This window comes from Loktanella sp. SALINAS62 (genome assembly GCF_018263905.1).
Taxonomy (GTDB): domain Bacteria; phylum Pseudomonadota; class Alphaproteobacteria; order Rhodobacterales; family Rhodobacteraceae; genus Loktanella.
Genome location: NZ_JAAFZU010000008.1, coordinates 95,345 through 110,604 on the forward strand (window position 1 = coordinate 95,345; position 15,260 = coordinate 110,604).

A 15,260-nucleotide genomic window follows, 5' to 3' on the forward strand; every position below is an offset into this window, starting at 1 on the left:
TACAAAGACTGACGCAATGGAGCAACGCTTTTCAGAAAATGAAGCTGCATTTACTTCGTCTGGGCGAAAATGTGCCGAGCTTCACCGAATCTGAGTCAGCGCTTTTCGGCAAGTGGCCAGTAAAAATCGGGTGGAATCCCTGATTCCGCACGCTTTTCTTCGTTGAAGGGCGGTTTCAGCGGTCCGTGAAAATAACGGCGCACCAGTGCGTGAAATAAAGGTGCCGGGTCCATGTCGTTTCGGCCACACAGAAAATGGAACCATCTGGACCCATACGACACGTGATGCACCTCTTCGGCATAGATCACGTTCAGGGCCGCGACCGTGTCCTTGTCGCCCGCGCGTTTGAACACCTCTATCATGTTCGGGGTCACATCCAGTCCGCGCGCTTCCAATACCATCGGGACCACGGCCAGCCGTCCCATCAGATCGGTGGCTGTATCTTCGGCTGCGCGCCACATCCCCGCATGGGCTGGCAATGCGCCATACCATGACCCGTGGGCTTCAAGCCTGTCGCACATCAGGTTGAAATGTTTTGATTCTTCGTCTGCTGCCTTGACCCAGTCGTCATAGAAACCAATCGGCAGCGGGGTATCAGAAAACCGTGCGATGATGTCCCAGTGCAGATCGACCGCGTTCAGTTCGATATGCGCGACCGCGTGTAGCAACGCCAACCGCCCTTCAGGAGAGCCGGGTTTGCGTTGCGGCACGTCGCGCGGTTCCAGCAATGCAGGCGAATCCGGCCTCGCGGGGCGATCAGGTGGCGTGGCGGTTCCGATCACCGGAACAGCACCGTCGGCGCGGGCGGCCCGCCAGGCGGCCGCATGCGCATGGCTCAACGCGGTCTTTTCGCGACCGTCGGCGGTTTTCAGCACCTCGACCGCCATGTCTGCGAGTGGCTTGATCACAAGGTCCGGACGGCGTCCAGAACCGCATCGACATGGCCCGGCACCTTGACCTTGTTCCAGACCTGCGCGATCCGGCCTTCGCCATCGATCAAAAACGTGGTGCGTTCGATGCCGTGGAACGTCTTGCCGTACATCTGTTTTTCACCCCAGACGCCGTAGCGTTCACAGACATCGCCGTTTTCATCGGACAGCAAGATCACCTTCAGGCCATGCTTATCCTGAAACTTCAGATGCTTTGCGACAGTATCCTTTGACACGCCGATGACGGCGGCACCGGCCTGCGCGAATGCGGCCGCCTGTTCTGAAAAACCGATGGCTTCTTTGGTGCAGCCGGGGGTGTCGTCACGCGGGTAAAAATAGACAACGACCTTTTGCCCCTGAAACTGTGACAGTGTCACTGTCGCACCGTCAGCAGCGGGCAGGTCAATCGCAGGGGCAAGATCGCCGGGGGAAAGTTGTGACATATCTGTGATCCTTTATCGCGGGCCGGTGTTCGGGGTTTCGTTCCGGCAGCCTTGCGGCGACAATAAGGATGTGAGGCAAACAGGCAATCCATGACCGACCCCCGGACCGATCCGTCCGCGCCGGCAACGGCGCGCCACCCGCGCCGCAAACGGCGTGCTTTGCGGGTTGCGGGATGGCTGCTGGCCTTGCCTGTCGTGGCGTTGCTTGCCGCGGCACTGATGCTGATCGACCGTGACATCACCGCCCCCCAATGGCTGCGACAAAATGTCGAGGCACGTGCCGCGCACTTCCTGGGCGGTGGCACGCTCAGCTTTGGTGACATCACGCTGCGGATCAGCCGCGATCTGCATCCGCAGGTGGATCTGATCGACACCGTGCTGCGTGACGCGACGGGGGCAACGCTGGCCCGGATCGACCGGCTACAGGCCGGGCTGTCGCCGCGCGGTCTTTTGTTTGAACGGGCGGCACTGGTTCAGCGGATCGCGCTGACTGGCACCGATATTCAGGTTGCACGGGATAGCAATGGCGCATTTCGTTTCGCCTTTGACCGACCGGGCGGAAACGGTGCGCTGCTGGCGGACGGGTTGGGCGGCTTGGTCGCGCAGATTGATGGCTTGCGCGACCGCCCCGCATTGGCGGCACTGGAACACCTGCGGCTGGATGATGTGGATCTTGTTTATACCGACGCACGCGCGGACCGGGTCTGGACGGTGGCGGGCGGTCAGTTCGACCTGACGACAACTGCCCGCCGGACGACAGCGGCCATCGCACTGCAAGTCGCGGGCGATCATGGCACGGCCCGCGTGGATGTCACGCTGGACAGCCCGCGCGATACGCCAGCCGCCGATATACGTATCGCGGTCGACGGTCTGCCAGCCCGCGATCTGGCCAGTCAATCCGCAGCACTGCGCGTGCTGGAAACACTGGATGCACCGGTGTCGGCGCGGCTGGATACCTCTGTTCTGGCTGATGGCACGTTGGCGCCGTTGCAGGTCCAAATGGATATCGGCGCAGGCCAGATCACGGGCGGTCCTGATCCGATCCCGATCAATTCCGCGCGTCTGGCCGCGCAATACGATCCCGCCAAGGACAGAGTGCAGATTACCGACATGGCGGTCGTCGCGGCGGGTAGCCGGTTTGATGCAACGGGGCATGTCCTGTTGCAGGATTTCAAAGCTAGCCTGCCGCGTAGTTTCGTGATGCAAATGGCGGTGCGGAATATATCGCTGGATCCGCGCGATCTGTACGACGCACCGTTGACGATCGACCGCGCCGATGTGGATATTCGCCTGTCGCTTGCGCCGTTCCGGCTGCGGGTGGGGCAGGTGGCGGTGACGGACCCGAAACTGACCGCACGGGCCGCACTGACGGTGGAAAACGCACCGGATGGCTGGATGACGCGGCTGGACGTGCAGTCTGACAGGTTAAGCAGTGCGGCCCTGATGCGAATTTGGCCGGCCAGCCTGCGGCCCGGCACCCGCAGTTGGATCGCCGGCAATATCGCGGGTGGCATGCTGCACGATCTGACACTGGGTCTGCGGCGGCGACCGGATGCGGCGCCGACCCTTGCAGTGACGTTCGGGTTTGCGGACGCATCGGTCAGTTATTTGCCCGCACATCCGCTAATTACGGGGGCAGGTGGCTTTGCCACGCTGGCGCAGGACAGGTTTTCGCTGGCGCTGGATGCAGGCCGGGTCACTGCACCGCAGGGTGGGGCTGTGGACATGGCCGGTTCGACGTTGCTGATCGCTGACCTGACGCGCCAACCCGCACAACTGGATCTGGACCTGCGGACCAGCAGCACCGTGACCGCCGCACTGTCACTTTTGAACCTGCAACCGCTGCGGTTGCTGGACCGCGCGAACCTGCCGGTCACGCTGACCGATGGCCGGGCCGATGTTGAGGCTGCGGTCAGCTTGCCGCTGCGACCCGGCATCAGGGGGGCGGATGTGACGTTTGAGGCCACCGCAAGCCTGTCGCGGATCAGAAGCGAGACATTGATTCCCGGCAGGCGGTTGGACAGCACCGGACTGATGGCCCAGATCGACCGCGCGGGGCTGACGTTGGATGGTCCGGCGACATTGGATGGCGTCCCGCTGCGCGGCCAATACGTGCAAGAATTCGGCCCTGACAGCGCGCCACCCCGCGTGACGGCGGACGTGACCGTGACGCCAGAAGCATTGCAGACCTTCGGCATTGCCTTGCCGCCGGGTGCGGTGCGCGGGCGCGGTCAGGCCCGCATCGATCTGACCTTGCCCGGCGGTGCGCCGCCGCAGCTTGCCGTGGTGTCTGACCTGTCGGGGATCGGGCTTTCGGTGCCTGCGATCAACTGGACCAAACCAGCAGGCACCCGCGCGGACCTGGCCGTCACGGCAACCTTGGGCGCGGCCCCGCAGGTGCAGCGCCTGACGTTGGATGCCGCAGGCCTGCGCGCATCCGGTGCGGTGCGGCTGGCGAACGGTCAATTGCAGACGGCCCGGTTCGACAGGGTCCGCGTCAGCGACTGGTTTGACGGGCCTGTCACACTGACGGGACGCGGTCCGGGCCAACCGGTGGGGGTCGAGATCACGAGTGGCGTGCTGGATTTGTCCCGCGCGCAACTGGGTGGTGGCACAGGCAACGGGCAGGGCGGTCCGATCGATGTGGCCTTGAACCGGTTGGACATTGCGGGCGGTCTGGCGCTGACTGATTTTCGCGGACGGTTCGACACGACGGGCGGACTGACGGGCCGATTTGACGGACGTTTCAACGGTACGGCCCCGGTCACCGGGCGGGTCGCGCCCCGCGATGGACGCACCGCCGTCCAGATCGGCGCGCAGGACGCGGGCGCGGTGCTGCGTGCGGGCGGTTTCATGCAGGGTGCGCAGGGTGGCACGCTGGACCTGACGCTGTTGCCGGCACCGGACCGCGGCAGCTACGATGGTGCATTGGCCATCCGCAACCTGCGTGTCCGCGATGCCCCCGGTGTTGCGGCGCTGCTGGATGCGATCAGCGTGGTGGGACTGCTGCAACAACTGGATGGGCAGGGGATTGCGTTCGATACCGTCGATGCCAGTTTTCGATTGGATCGCGACGCGATTACGGTCACGCAGTCCAGTGCCGTTGGGCCGGGGCTTGGCATCTCGCTTGACGGGATCTACATGCTCGCCAGCAAACAGGTAAGGTTTCAGGGCGTGGTTTCTCCTTTCTATATTCTCAACGGGATCGGCAGTTTCCTGACCCGGCGGGGCGAAGGACTGATCGGGTTCAATTTCAACCTGTCCGGCACAGCGGCGGCCCCGCAGGTCAGCGTCAATCCGCTGTCATTGTTCACGCCGGGCATGTTCCGGGACATTTTCCGCCGACCGCCACCGGAGCTTGCGCAATGAAGCTGTCTGATTTCGATTTCGACCTGCCCGAAGACCTGATTGCCGTGCGTCCTGCACGGCCCCGCACGTCCGCGCGGTTGCTTGTGGCGACGCCGGACCGGATCGACGATCGCCGCGTATCCGACCTGATCGACGTGCTGCAACCCGGCGACCGGCTGGTCCTGAACGATACAAAGGTTATTCCGGCCCGCCTGACCGGCAGCCGCACGCGGCAGGGCGCAGACGGCGATACGACCGCCCGGATCGAAGTGACGTTGCTGACACCACTGGCGCGGGGCTGGTCGGCACTGGTCAAGCCGCTGAAAAAGGTGCGCGATGGTGAAATCATCGTGTTTTCCGAACACTTGCAGGCGCGCGTCGTGGGGCGGCAGGATGGTCAGGCACATCTGGATTTCGACCTGCAAGGCGATGATTTCGATGCCGCACTGGATCAGGCCGGACAGATGCCATTGCCCCCCTATATCGCGGCGCTGCGTCCGGCGGACGATGCGGACCGCGTCGATTACCAGACCGCCTGGGCGCGGGCGTCGGGCGCGGTTGCCGCACCGACCGCATCACTGCATTTCGACGACGATCTGCTGCAGGCGCTGCACGCGCGCGGCGTGACGTTCAGCTATGTCACGCTGCACGTGGGCGCAGGCACGTTCCTGCCGGTCAAGGTTGACGATATCGCGGATCACAAGATGCATGCGGAATGGGGCGAAGTCACGGCAGAGGCTGCGGCCCAGATCAACGCGACAAAGGCGGCGGGTGGCCGTATCATTCCCGTTGGCACCACGGCCCTGCGCCTGATCGAAACCGCCGCAACGGACGACGGCATCACGCCGTGGACTGGCGCGACGGATATTTTCATCACGCCCGGTTTCAGGTTCCGGGTGGCCGACGCACTGATGACGAACTTTCACCTGCCCAAATCGACGCTGATGATGCTGGTGTCGGCCCTGATGGGCGTGGACCGGGTCAAATCGATCTATGACCACGCCATTGCGGCGCGGTATCGCTTTTTTTCTTATGGGGATGCGTCGCTTTTGTTGCCGGGCGGCGATCCTAGCGGTTGAACAGAGCCAACAGGGTGCGCTGGTCAGGCAGTCCGGTCGTTTCCAGATCGTTGTCGGCCTGAAAGGCGCTGATCGCGGCCATCAGTCCATCTTCACCCTCTGCCACGTCGTAATCAAGATCGGTCAGCGTGTCGCGCATCCCGTCCAATACCGCGCGATAGCTCTGCGTGCTTTCACCATCTGCGGTCAGCACCACAAGGTCGCTTGCTTCAGTCAGCTTGGTGCGGGCCAGAAGTTGCGCCAACCGGCCCAAAGCGTTGACGAAAGGCATGTCGGGGTTGTCGCGGCAAAAGCTTTCCATCTGCGACAGGATCAAGCCTTCGCTTTGCCATGGTGTCATGTCGTAGGTGTTGGGCGACAGGGCCGCGGTCGCGGTCAGGAAGCCAGATGCCCAACTGCCGAACGCCGTGACGGTACGGGCGTCCTGCGTATCCGCCGCTTCTGTCAGTGCGGCGCAGGTCGTCCGCCCGATGCCATCGACGGCAAATTCCCCGTTTGCATCGGCTGCAAAGGCGGGTGCGGGCAAAAGGACAGCAAGGACGGACAGGGCGCGCAAGGACATCGAAAGCTCCAAGAATTGATCGGCTAAAGGGATTGCATGACCGCTAGCAGCTAACCCGTCCGCACGAAAGCGGCCAGCACGATGGTCGGCAAATCCCTGCGCGCATGTTTGATGCGGTGGGGCCAAACCGACGGGTCTGACGACACGAACGACAAGGACTTGCGAATTCGCAGGGACTGGGTAACGAATGGCGGGTTAGACGGTTGACATTGGTTCACTGCGGCGCGACGGGGCGACAAACGACCGGCCCCGGCCACGAAAGGATTTTGCCATGATCTCTGTTTTCAGCTCTTCCTGGGCATTGTTCCTTGGGGTGTTCATGCTGATGATCGGCAATGGCCTGCAAGGCACATTGCTGGGCCTGCGCGGCGAGATCGAAGGGTTCAGCACCTTGGAGATTTCGGTCGTCATGTCGGGGTATTTCCTTGGTTTTCTGTTCGCGTCGAAAACCGCACCGGAATTGATCCGTCGGGTCGGACACGTGCGGGTGTTCGCGGCATTAGGGTCGACCGTGTCCGCCGTGTTGATCATGTATCCCGTGCTGACCGATCCGATTTCGTGGACGATTGGCCGGGTTGTGATCGGTTTTTGCTTTTGCGGTGTTTACGTCACCGCCGAAAGCTGGCTGAACGATGCGTCCACCAACGAAACGCGCGGGCAGGCGCTGTCGATCTACATGATCACGCAGATGGCCGGGATCGTGGCGGCGCAGTACATCATCACGCGCGGCGATGTGTCAGGTTACACGCTCTTCATCGTGTCCAGCGCGCTGGTGTCGATGGCTTTTGCGCCGATCCTTTTGTCGATCAAACCGATGCCGGCCTTTGGCCGCACCAAGCCGATGAAGGTCACACAGCTGATCAAGGCGTCGCCGCTGGCCTGTGTCGGCATGTTCTTGTTGGGCGGGGTGTTTTCGGCACAGTTCGGCATGTCGGCGGTTTACGGTGCGCGGGCTGGATTTACCGTTGGACAGATTTCGCTGTTCGTGTCGGGCATCTACATGGCGGCACTGGTCGCGCAATATCCCATCGGCTGGCTGTCGGACCGGCTGGACCGCCGCATCCTGATTATCGCGGTGTCGTTTCTGGGCGGTTTCGGATCATTGATCGCGGGATTTTTCCCGGCATCCTACACGCTGGCGCTGGTGTCCGGCGCGCTTGTGGGGGGGACATCAAACCCGCTTTATGCGCTGCTGATCGCCTATTGTAACGACTACCTAGAACGTGAGGACATGGCCGCAGCGTCTGGTGGTCTGTTGTTCGTCAACGGGGTCGGCGCGATCATGGGTCCGATCATTCTGGGCTACATGCTGGATTGGGTCGGGCCGGGGGGGTACTGGTATTTCCTTGCCGTTCTGATGATCGCCATGGGCATCTACGGTCTGGTGCGGATGCTGCAACGCGAACGCTCGGCAGAAGATTACGAACAGGTCAGCTATTCCGCGGTTCTGCCCAACAGCACCCCGGTCTTTGCCGAAGTCGCGCAAGAGGTCTATATCGAGAACGAGGAATCCGCTGGCGACGCAGAGGACACAGACACCACACAATCGAGTGCGCCGGCACCCTAACGCTTGCGCACGGCTTTCTGATTTGTTTCAGTTTTATGAGACCTAACCGGACGACGGCGCCCTGCGCCCGGATTACAGAACATGATCACACCGCAAGACGTGCTTGGTTTTTGGCTGGACGACGTTGATGTTTCGGACTGGTATCGACAGGACGACGCATTGGACGCACGCATACGCGACAGGTTCCTTTCGCGCTGGGAAGAAGCCTATGAGGGCGGTCTGGGCCTGTGGCTGACCTGCCCGTCGGAAGCACTGGCCTATATCATCCTGACAGACCAGTTTCCGCGCAACATGTTCCGCGGCGATGGTCGGTCATTTGCCACTGACGCGATGGCAAGGTCGGCGGCCAAGATGGCGATTGACCGCGACTGGGATCTGCGGATCGACCCGCCCGCGCGGCAGTTCTTTTACCTGCCGCTTATGCATTCGGAAAATCTGGTGGATCAGGACCGCGCCGTGCGCCTGTTCCATGCCCGCATGCCCGGCACGGACAACGGCGTTCATGCGCGCGCGCATCGCAAGGTGATCCGCGACTTTGGCCGGTTCCCGTACCGCAATGTCGCACTGGATCGCCCGACCACCCGCGCCGAACAGGATTATCTGGACGGCGGCGGCTATGGGGCGACCTTGCAGCAGGTGCAGGCCGAAAGCGTCTGAAACTTCGGGTTGCCCTTCGGCCCAAGCACCATATAGTTGACGAAGAGCAATTAGTTCAACGTTAAACAATTTTGGTGACAGGAGCCGTGACATGGCCGCACAAAACTTCGACGTGATCGTGATCGGGGCAGGTCCCGGTGGATATGTGGCCGCCATCCGTGCCGCGCAACTGGGCCAAAAGGTCGTGATCGTCGAACGCGAACACATGGGCGGCATCTGTCTGAACTGGGGCTGCATCCCGACCAAGGCGCTGCTGCGGTCGTCCGAAGTGTTCCATCTGATGCACCGGGCCAAGGAATTCGGCCTGTCGGTCGAGAAGCCGGATTTCGATCTGGCGGCCGTTATTAAACGTTCGCGCAACGTGGCCGGGCAGTTGTCATCCGGCATCGGTCACCTGATGAAGAAGAACAAGATCACTACGATCATGGGCGAAGCGCGCATCACCGCCAAGGGCAAGGTCAGCGTCAAGACCGACAAGGGCGAGGAACAGCTGGAAGCCAAGAATATCGTTCTGGCCACCGGTGCGCGCGCCCGCAACCTGCCGGGGCTGGAAGCAGACGGCGACCGCGTCTGGTCCTATAAGCACGCGTTGCAGGCCAAGCATATGCCCAAGAAACTGCTGGTCATCGGGTCCGGTGCCATCGGAATCGAATTCGCCAGCTTTTTCAACACGATGGGCGCTGATACGACCGTTGTCGAAGTGATGGATCGCGTGCTGCCGGTCGAAGACGCCGAAATCAGCAAATTTGCCAAAAAGCAGTTCGAAAAGCAGGGCATGATGATCATGGAAAAGGCCATCGTCAAACAGCTTGACCGGGCCAAGGACAAGGTGACCGCCCATATTGAATCCAAGGGCAAGGTCCAGACAATGGAATTCGATACCGTCATTTCTGCCGTGGGGATCGTGGGTAATGTCGAAAACCTTGGCCTTGAAGATCTGGGCGTCAAGATTGACCGCACCCATGTCGTGACAGATGAATATTGCCGCACGGGTGTCGACGGGCTTTATGCCATCGGGGACATTGCGGGCGCGCCTTGGCTTGCACATAAGGCCAGCCACGAAGGTGTGATGGTGGCAGAGCTGATCGCCGGCAAACACCCGCATCCGGTCAAACCCGAAAGCATCGCGGGCTGCACCTATTGCCATCCGCAGATCGCCAGCGTCGGCTATACCGAAGCCAAGGCCAAGGAATTGGGCTATGACATCAAGGTCGGCCGGTTTCCGTTCATCGGCAACGGCAAGGCCATAGCACTTGGTGAATCCGAAGGTATGGTGAAAACGATTTTTGACGCCAAAACCGGTGAATTGCTGGGCGCGCACATGGTCGGGGCCGAAGTGACTGAACTGATTCAGGGTTATGTCGTCGGGCGGCAGCTTGAAACCACCGAGGAGGACCTGATGAACACGGTTTTCCCGCATCCGACGCTGTCGGAAATGATGCACGAAAGCGTCCTGGACGCTTACGACCGCGTCATTCACATGTAGCGTGCTGGGGGCGCTGCCCCCAGACCCCCGGGATATTTTTAGCAAGAAGAAGAATGAACGCCGCTGAATCAGCGATGTTCATTCTTTGTTCATTTTCGGGGCTGGCAAATGACCGTCAGGTTGCTATCTCAGGGGTGACACCGCCTTGGGGGCATTATGGCCGAATTGAAGAACATCGAAGTGCGCGGCGCGCGCGAGCACAACCTCAAGAATATCGACGTGGATATTCCGCGTGACCAGTTGGTCGTCATTACCGGACTGTCGGGGTCAGGTAAATCGTCGCTGGCGTTCGATACGATCTACGCCGAAGGGCAGCGGCGTTATGTCGAAAGCCTGAGCGCCTATGCGCGGCAATTCCTTGATATGATGGAAAAGCCGGACGTGGATCACATTTCCGGTCTATCGCCCGCGATTTCGATTGAACAAAAGACCACGTCGAAGAACCCCCGGTCGACGGTCGGCACGATTACCGAAATCTACGACTATATGCGTCTGCTTTTTGCGCGCGCCGGCACGCCGTATTCCCCCGCGACCGGCCAGCCCATCGAAGCGCAGCAGGTGCAGGACATGGTTGACCGCGTCATGGCGATGGAAGAAGGCACGCGCGGCTATCTGCTGGCCCCCATCATCCGTGACCGCAAGGGCGAATACCGCAAGGAGTTTCTGGACCTGCGCAAACAGGGATTCCAGCGAGTCAAGGTGAACGGCGCATTCTACGAATTGGATGAACCACCCACGCTGGACAAGAAGTTCCGTCACGACATCGACGTGGTCGTTGACCGTATCGTCGTGCGCGAAGGGCTCGAGACGCGGCTGGCCGATAGTTTCCGCACCGCGCTGGATCTGGCGCAGGGTATTGCGATCCTTGAAACCGCGCCGACCGAAGGCGAGCCGGACCGCATCACCTTTTCTGAAAATTTTGCCTGTCCGGTCAGCGGGTTCACGATCCCCGAAATCGAACCGCGTCTGTTTTCGTTCAACGCGCCCGTCGGGGCCTGCCCGAAATGTGACGGTCTGGGCATGGAGCTGTTTTTCGACGAGCAGCTGGTCGTGCCCGATGTCACGCTGAAGATCGAAGATGGCGCATTGGCCCCGTGGCGCAAAGGCAAATCACCGTATTTCCTGCAAACCATCGAAGCCATTGCCAAACATTACGGGTTCAAGAAATCGGCCCGCTGGAAAGATCTGGACCCTAAGGTGCAGGATGTGTTCCTGTGCGGGTCCGGCAAGGAAGAAATCAAGTTCCGCTACGACGAAGGCGGGCGCGTCTACACCGTCAGCCGTCCGTTCGAGGGCGTCATTCCAAACATGGAACGCCGCTACCGTGAAACGGACAGCAACTGGATCCGCGAAGAATTCGAGCAATTCCAGAACAACCGGCCCTGTGGCACCTGTGGCGGCTACCGGCTGCGCGAAGAAGCCTTGGCTGTCAAAATCGGGATGCGGCACATCGGTGAAATCGTTCAGATGTCCATCGCAGAGGCGTTTGATTGGTGTCAGGCGGTGCCTGACAGCCTGTCCAAGCAAAAGAACGAGATCGCGCGCGCGATCCTGAAGGAAATCCGCGAACGGCTGGGATTCCTGAACAACGTCGGCCTGAATTATCTGACGATGGCGCGCAACGCGGGCACGCTGTCTGGCGGCGAAAGCCAGCGTATCCGACTGGCCAGCCAGATCGGGTCGGGTTTGACGGGCGTGCTGTATGTGCTGGATGAGCCCAGTATCGGGCTGCATCAGCGCGACAATGACCGTCTGCTGACCACCCTGAAAAACCTGCGCGATCAGGGCAATACGGTGATCGTGGTCGAACATGACGAAGAGGCGATCCGCGAAGCCGATTATGTTTTCGACATCGGGCCGGGGGCTGGGGTGCATGGCGGCAATGTCGTAGCCCACGGCACGCCGCAGGAAATCATCGACAACCCGGCCTCTGTCACGGGGGATTATCTGGCGGGACGGCGTGAAATTGCTGTGCCCACCAACCGACGCAAGGGCAGCGGCAAGAAACTGACGGTCAAGAAGGCGACCGGCAACAACCTGCAAAACGTGACCGTCGATTTCCCACTGGGGCAATTCGTCTGTGTGACCGGCGTTTCGGGTGGCGGCAAATCGACGCTGACCATCGAAACGCTGTTCAAGAACGCCGCGATGAAATTGAACGGCGCGCGGCAGGTGCCGGGTCCGTGCGAAACCATCGCGGGGTTCGAACATCTGGATAAGGTCATCGACATTGATCAGCGCCCCATTGGGCGCACACCGCGCAGCAATCCCGCGACCTATACCGGGGCGTTCACGCCGATCCGGGACTGGTTCGCCGGTCTGCCAGAGGCCAAGGCCCGCGGCTACAAGCCCGGACGTTTCAGTTTCAACGTCAAGGGTGGCCGCTGCGAGGCCTGTCAGGGTGACGGTGTCATCAAGATCGAGATGCACTTTTTGCCCGACGTCTATGTGACCTGCGAAACCTGCAAAGGCGCGCGCTATAACCGCGAAACGCTGGAAATCCAGTTCAAGGGCAAAAGCATCGCAGATGTGCTGGATATGACGGTCGAGGACGCGCAGGAATTCTTTCGTGCTGTCCCGTCGATCCGGACCAAGATGGACGCGCTGATGCGGGTCGGTCTGGGCTATATCAAGGTGGGCCAGCAGGCGACGACCCTGTCAGGTGGCGAAGCGCAGCGCGTGAAACTGTCAAAGGAACTGGCGCGCCAGTCCACGGGGCGCACGCTGTATATTCTGGACGAACCGACCACGGGCCTGCATTTCGAAGACGTCCGCAAGCTTTTGGAAGTGCTGCACGAATTGGTCGATCAGGGAAATTCGGTCGTCGTGATCGAACACAATCTGGACGTCATCAAAACCGCTGACCATCTGATCGACATCGGTCCCGAAGGTGGCGATGGCGGTGGTCGTGTCGTGGCCACAGGGACACCTGAAAAGGTGGCAGAGGTCGCTGAAAGCCATACCGGCCGCTACCTTAAACCGATGCTGGATGCCAAACGCGTCGCCGCAGAATAAATTGGCCCGCACGCCTAGCCTCAGGCGTGCGGGCCGCACCGATCAGGCCGCCTGTTTCGGGGTCAGGTGACCGTGATCGAACCGGTCATGCGCGGGTGGATCGAACAGATGTAGCCATATGTCGCAGCAGCGGGGAATGTCAGCTGTGCGGACTGCCCCGTACTCAGACGTGGGGTTTTGAACGCACCGTTGTTGGCGGTTGCGTCGTGGGGCGTGCGATCTTCGTTTTTGAAAATCACCGTGTCACCGGCCTTGATCGTCAGGTTTGCCGGGCTGAAGGCCATGTTCATGATCGTGACGGTATGCGTCGTGGGTTGCGCATGGGCAGCGGCATAGGCGGTCGTCGCCAGCAGCGGCATGGCGGCAGAAGACGCCATCAGGCGCAGGGCTGCGCGGCGGTTCATCGAACTGGACATGTGACATTTCCTCCTGATTGTCATTTCAGGCACGATAGTCACGCAAAAATGGTTTCAATCAATGAAAAGGTTTTTGCCGGTCGCGCCGCCTTGATCAGCCATGGCAGCCAGATGTCGGGAAAACCGCACAAAAAAGGGTGGCGCACAGCGATGTGCGCCACCCCTCTGATCCAACCGTGTGATGGGTGTCAGTCCATCGGCTTGAAATTGAATTCGCCGCCTTCCTTGATGCCTGACGGCCAGCGGGACGTGACGGTTTTGGTCCGGGTATAGAAACGGAACGCGTCGGGCCCATGCTGGTTCAGGTCGCCAAAGACAGATTTTTTCCAGCCGCCAAACGTGTGATAGGCCAGCGGCACGGGGATCGGGACGTTGATGCCGATCATGCCGACGTTGACGCGATTTGCGAAATCGCGCGCGGCGTCGCCGTCGCGGGTATAGATCGCGGTGCCGTTGCCCATTTCATGGTCCATCGCCAGACCCAGCGCTTCTTCATAGTCCTTGGCACGGACGACGGACAGGACGGGGCCAAAGATTTCCTTTTGGTAGATGTCCATGTCCTTGGTCACGCGGTCGAACAGGTGCGGCCCGACAAAGAAACCGTCTTCGTAGCCCTGCAGGCTGAAATCGCGACCATCGACCACCAGATCGGCGCCTTGTTCCACACCGGATTCGATCAGTTTGAGGATATTGGCCTTGGCTGCGGCCGTGACGACAGGGCCGTAATCTACGTCCTTTCCTGCGGTGTAGGGGCCGACCTTCAGCGCATCGATGCGCGGCTTCAGCTTTTCGATCAAGGCGTCTGCGGTTGCGTCACCCACGGGAACGGCCACGGAAATCGCCATGCAGCGTTCGCCGGCGGCACCATATCCTGCACCAATCAGCGCATCGGCAGCTTGATCCATGTCCGCATCGGGCATGATGATCATGTGGTTTTTTGCACCACCAAAACACTGCACGCGCTTGCCGTTGGAACAGCCGCGGCCATAGATGTATTCCGCGATTGGGGTGGAACCCACGAAACCGACCGACTGGATGACGTCGTGGTCAAGGATCGCATCCACAGCGTCCTTGTCCCCGTTCACCACTTGCAGGATGCCTTTGGGCAGGCCGGCTTCTTCCAGCAATTCGGCCAGCATCAGCGGCACCGACGGGTCGCGTTCAGACGGTTTGAGGATAAACGCGTTGCCGCAGACGATGGCGGGCGCGAACATCCACATCGGGATCATGGCCGGAAAGTTGAACGGCGTGATGCCCGCGCTGACGCCCAGTGGTTGCCGCATGGAATACATGTCGATGCCGGGGCCTGCGCCGTCGGTAAATTCACCTTTCAGCAACTCCGGCGCGCCGATGCAGTATTCGACGACCTCTAGCCCGCGCTGCACATCACCGGCGGCGTCGGGCAGGGTCTTGCCATGTTCGCGGCTCAGCGCCTCGGCCAGCTTGTCCATGTCGCGGTGCAGCAGTGCGACGAATTTCATCATCACCCGCGCCCGGCGCTGGGGGTTGGTTGCGGCCCATGCGGGCTGTGCTTTGGCGGCGATCTGTACGGCGTGGTCCAGCTCTGCGGCATTGGCAAGCGGCACCTTGGCCTGCACTTCGCCGGTGGCGGGGTTGTAGACGTCGGCGAAACGGCCCGAGGTGCCGTTGACACGTGCACCGTCGATGTAATGGGTCAGCTCTTGCATGGAATCCTCCTGTGATTTGGGGATACCGTAGTCTTGCATTTTTGTGCGGCAAAGCGTCATTTTAACAAAT

Annotated in this window: 11 protein-coding genes; 6 read left to right on the top strand and 5 right to left on the bottom strand. The window is 60.9% G+C overall.

Annotated elements, in window-relative coordinates:
- Positions 1 to 95: 95 nt before the first annotated feature.
- Both GZH79_RS04555 and bcp read right to left on the bottom strand, forming a co-directional pair.
- On the bottom strand, positions 96 to 905 hold the full coding sequence (locus tag GZH79_RS04555; protein ID WP_349291163.1) for a ferritin-like domain-containing protein: 810 nt from the start codon (positions 903 to 905) through the stop codon (positions 96 to 98).
- A complete protein-coding gene (gene bcp, locus GZH79_RS04560) occupies positions 905 to 1,372 on the bottom strand; it encodes a thioredoxin-dependent thiol peroxidase (protein WP_211642295.1) in 468 nt (155 codons plus the stop codon). The genes GZH79_RS04555 and bcp overlap by 1 nt, the downstream gene beginning before the upstream one ends.
- A 90-nt stretch (positions 1,373 to 1,462) precedes the next feature.
- Here bcp and GZH79_RS04565 point away from each other — a divergent pair, with 90 nt between their 5' ends.
- A complete protein-coding gene (locus tag GZH79_RS04565) occupies positions 1,463 to 4,741 on the top strand; it encodes a DUF3971 domain-containing protein (protein WP_211642297.1) in 3,279 nt (1,092 codons plus the stop codon).
- Positions 4,738 to 5,799 (top strand): tRNA preQ1(34) S-adenosylmethionine ribosyltransferase-isomerase QueA, encoded by a 1,062-nt coding sequence (queA, locus tag GZH79_RS04570; RefSeq protein ID WP_211642299.1) that lies wholly within the window; start codon positions 4,738 to 4,740, stop codon positions 5,797 to 5,799. Before GZH79_RS04565 ends, queA begins: the two co-directional genes overlap by 4 nt.
- Here the strand turns inward: queA and GZH79_RS04575 are convergent.
- The gene (locus GZH79_RS04575) at positions 5,789 to 6,361 is read right to left on the bottom strand and encodes a hypothetical protein (protein WP_211642301.1); all 573 of its coding nucleotides are present in this window, start codon (positions 6,359 to 6,361) and stop codon (positions 5,789 to 5,791) included. The genes queA and GZH79_RS04575 overlap by 11 nt on opposite strands.
- A 271-nt stretch (positions 6,362 to 6,632) precedes the next feature.
- On the opposite strand from GZH79_RS04575, the gene GZH79_RS04580 reads away from it, so the two are divergent.
- The 4 genes from GZH79_RS04580 to uvrA all read left to right on the top strand — a co-directional run bounded on the left by GZH79_RS04580 (position 6,633) and on the right by uvrA (position 13,086).
- Positions 6,633 to 7,928 carry an MFS transporter gene (locus tag GZH79_RS04580; protein WP_211642302.1) on the top strand — a complete coding sequence of 432 codons (1,296 nt, stop codon included), beginning with the start codon at positions 6,633 to 6,635 and terminating at the stop codon, positions 7,926 to 7,928.
- An 81-nt stretch (positions 7,929 to 8,009) separates the two neighbouring features.
- The gene (locus GZH79_RS04585; protein WP_211642304.1) at positions 8,010 to 8,585 is read left to right on the top strand and encodes a DUF924 family protein; all 576 of its coding nucleotides are present in this window, start codon (positions 8,010 to 8,012) and stop codon (positions 8,583 to 8,585) included.
- A 91-nt stretch (positions 8,586 to 8,676) separates the two neighbouring features.
- Positions 8,677 to 10,071, top strand: coding sequence for a dihydrolipoyl dehydrogenase (lpdA, locus tag GZH79_RS04590; RefSeq protein ID WP_211642306.1), 1,395 nt, complete (start codon positions 8,677 to 8,679; stop codon positions 10,069 to 10,071).
- A 156-nt stretch (positions 10,072 to 10,227) separates the two neighbouring features.
- Positions 10,228 to 13,086 (top strand): excinuclease ABC subunit UvrA, encoded by a 2,859-nt coding sequence (uvrA, locus tag GZH79_RS04595; RefSeq protein ID WP_211642317.1) that lies wholly within the window; start codon positions 10,228 to 10,230, stop codon positions 13,084 to 13,086.
- Between the two features lie 62 nt (positions 13,087 to 13,148).
- On the opposite strand, the gene GZH79_RS04600 is transcribed toward uvrA, so the two are convergent.
- A complete protein-coding gene (locus tag GZH79_RS04600) occupies positions 13,149 to 13,502 on the bottom strand; it encodes a cupredoxin family copper-binding protein (protein ID WP_249218979.1) in 354 nt (117 codons plus the stop codon).
- A 188-nt stretch (positions 13,503 to 13,690) separates the two neighbouring features.
- Complete coding sequence (locus GZH79_RS04605) at positions 13,691 to 15,190, bottom strand: CoA-acylating methylmalonate-semialdehyde dehydrogenase (protein ID WP_211642319.1); 1,500 nt, start codon at positions 15,188 to 15,190, stop codon at positions 13,691 to 13,693.
- Between the last annotated feature and the right edge of the window lie 70 nt (positions 15,191 to 15,260).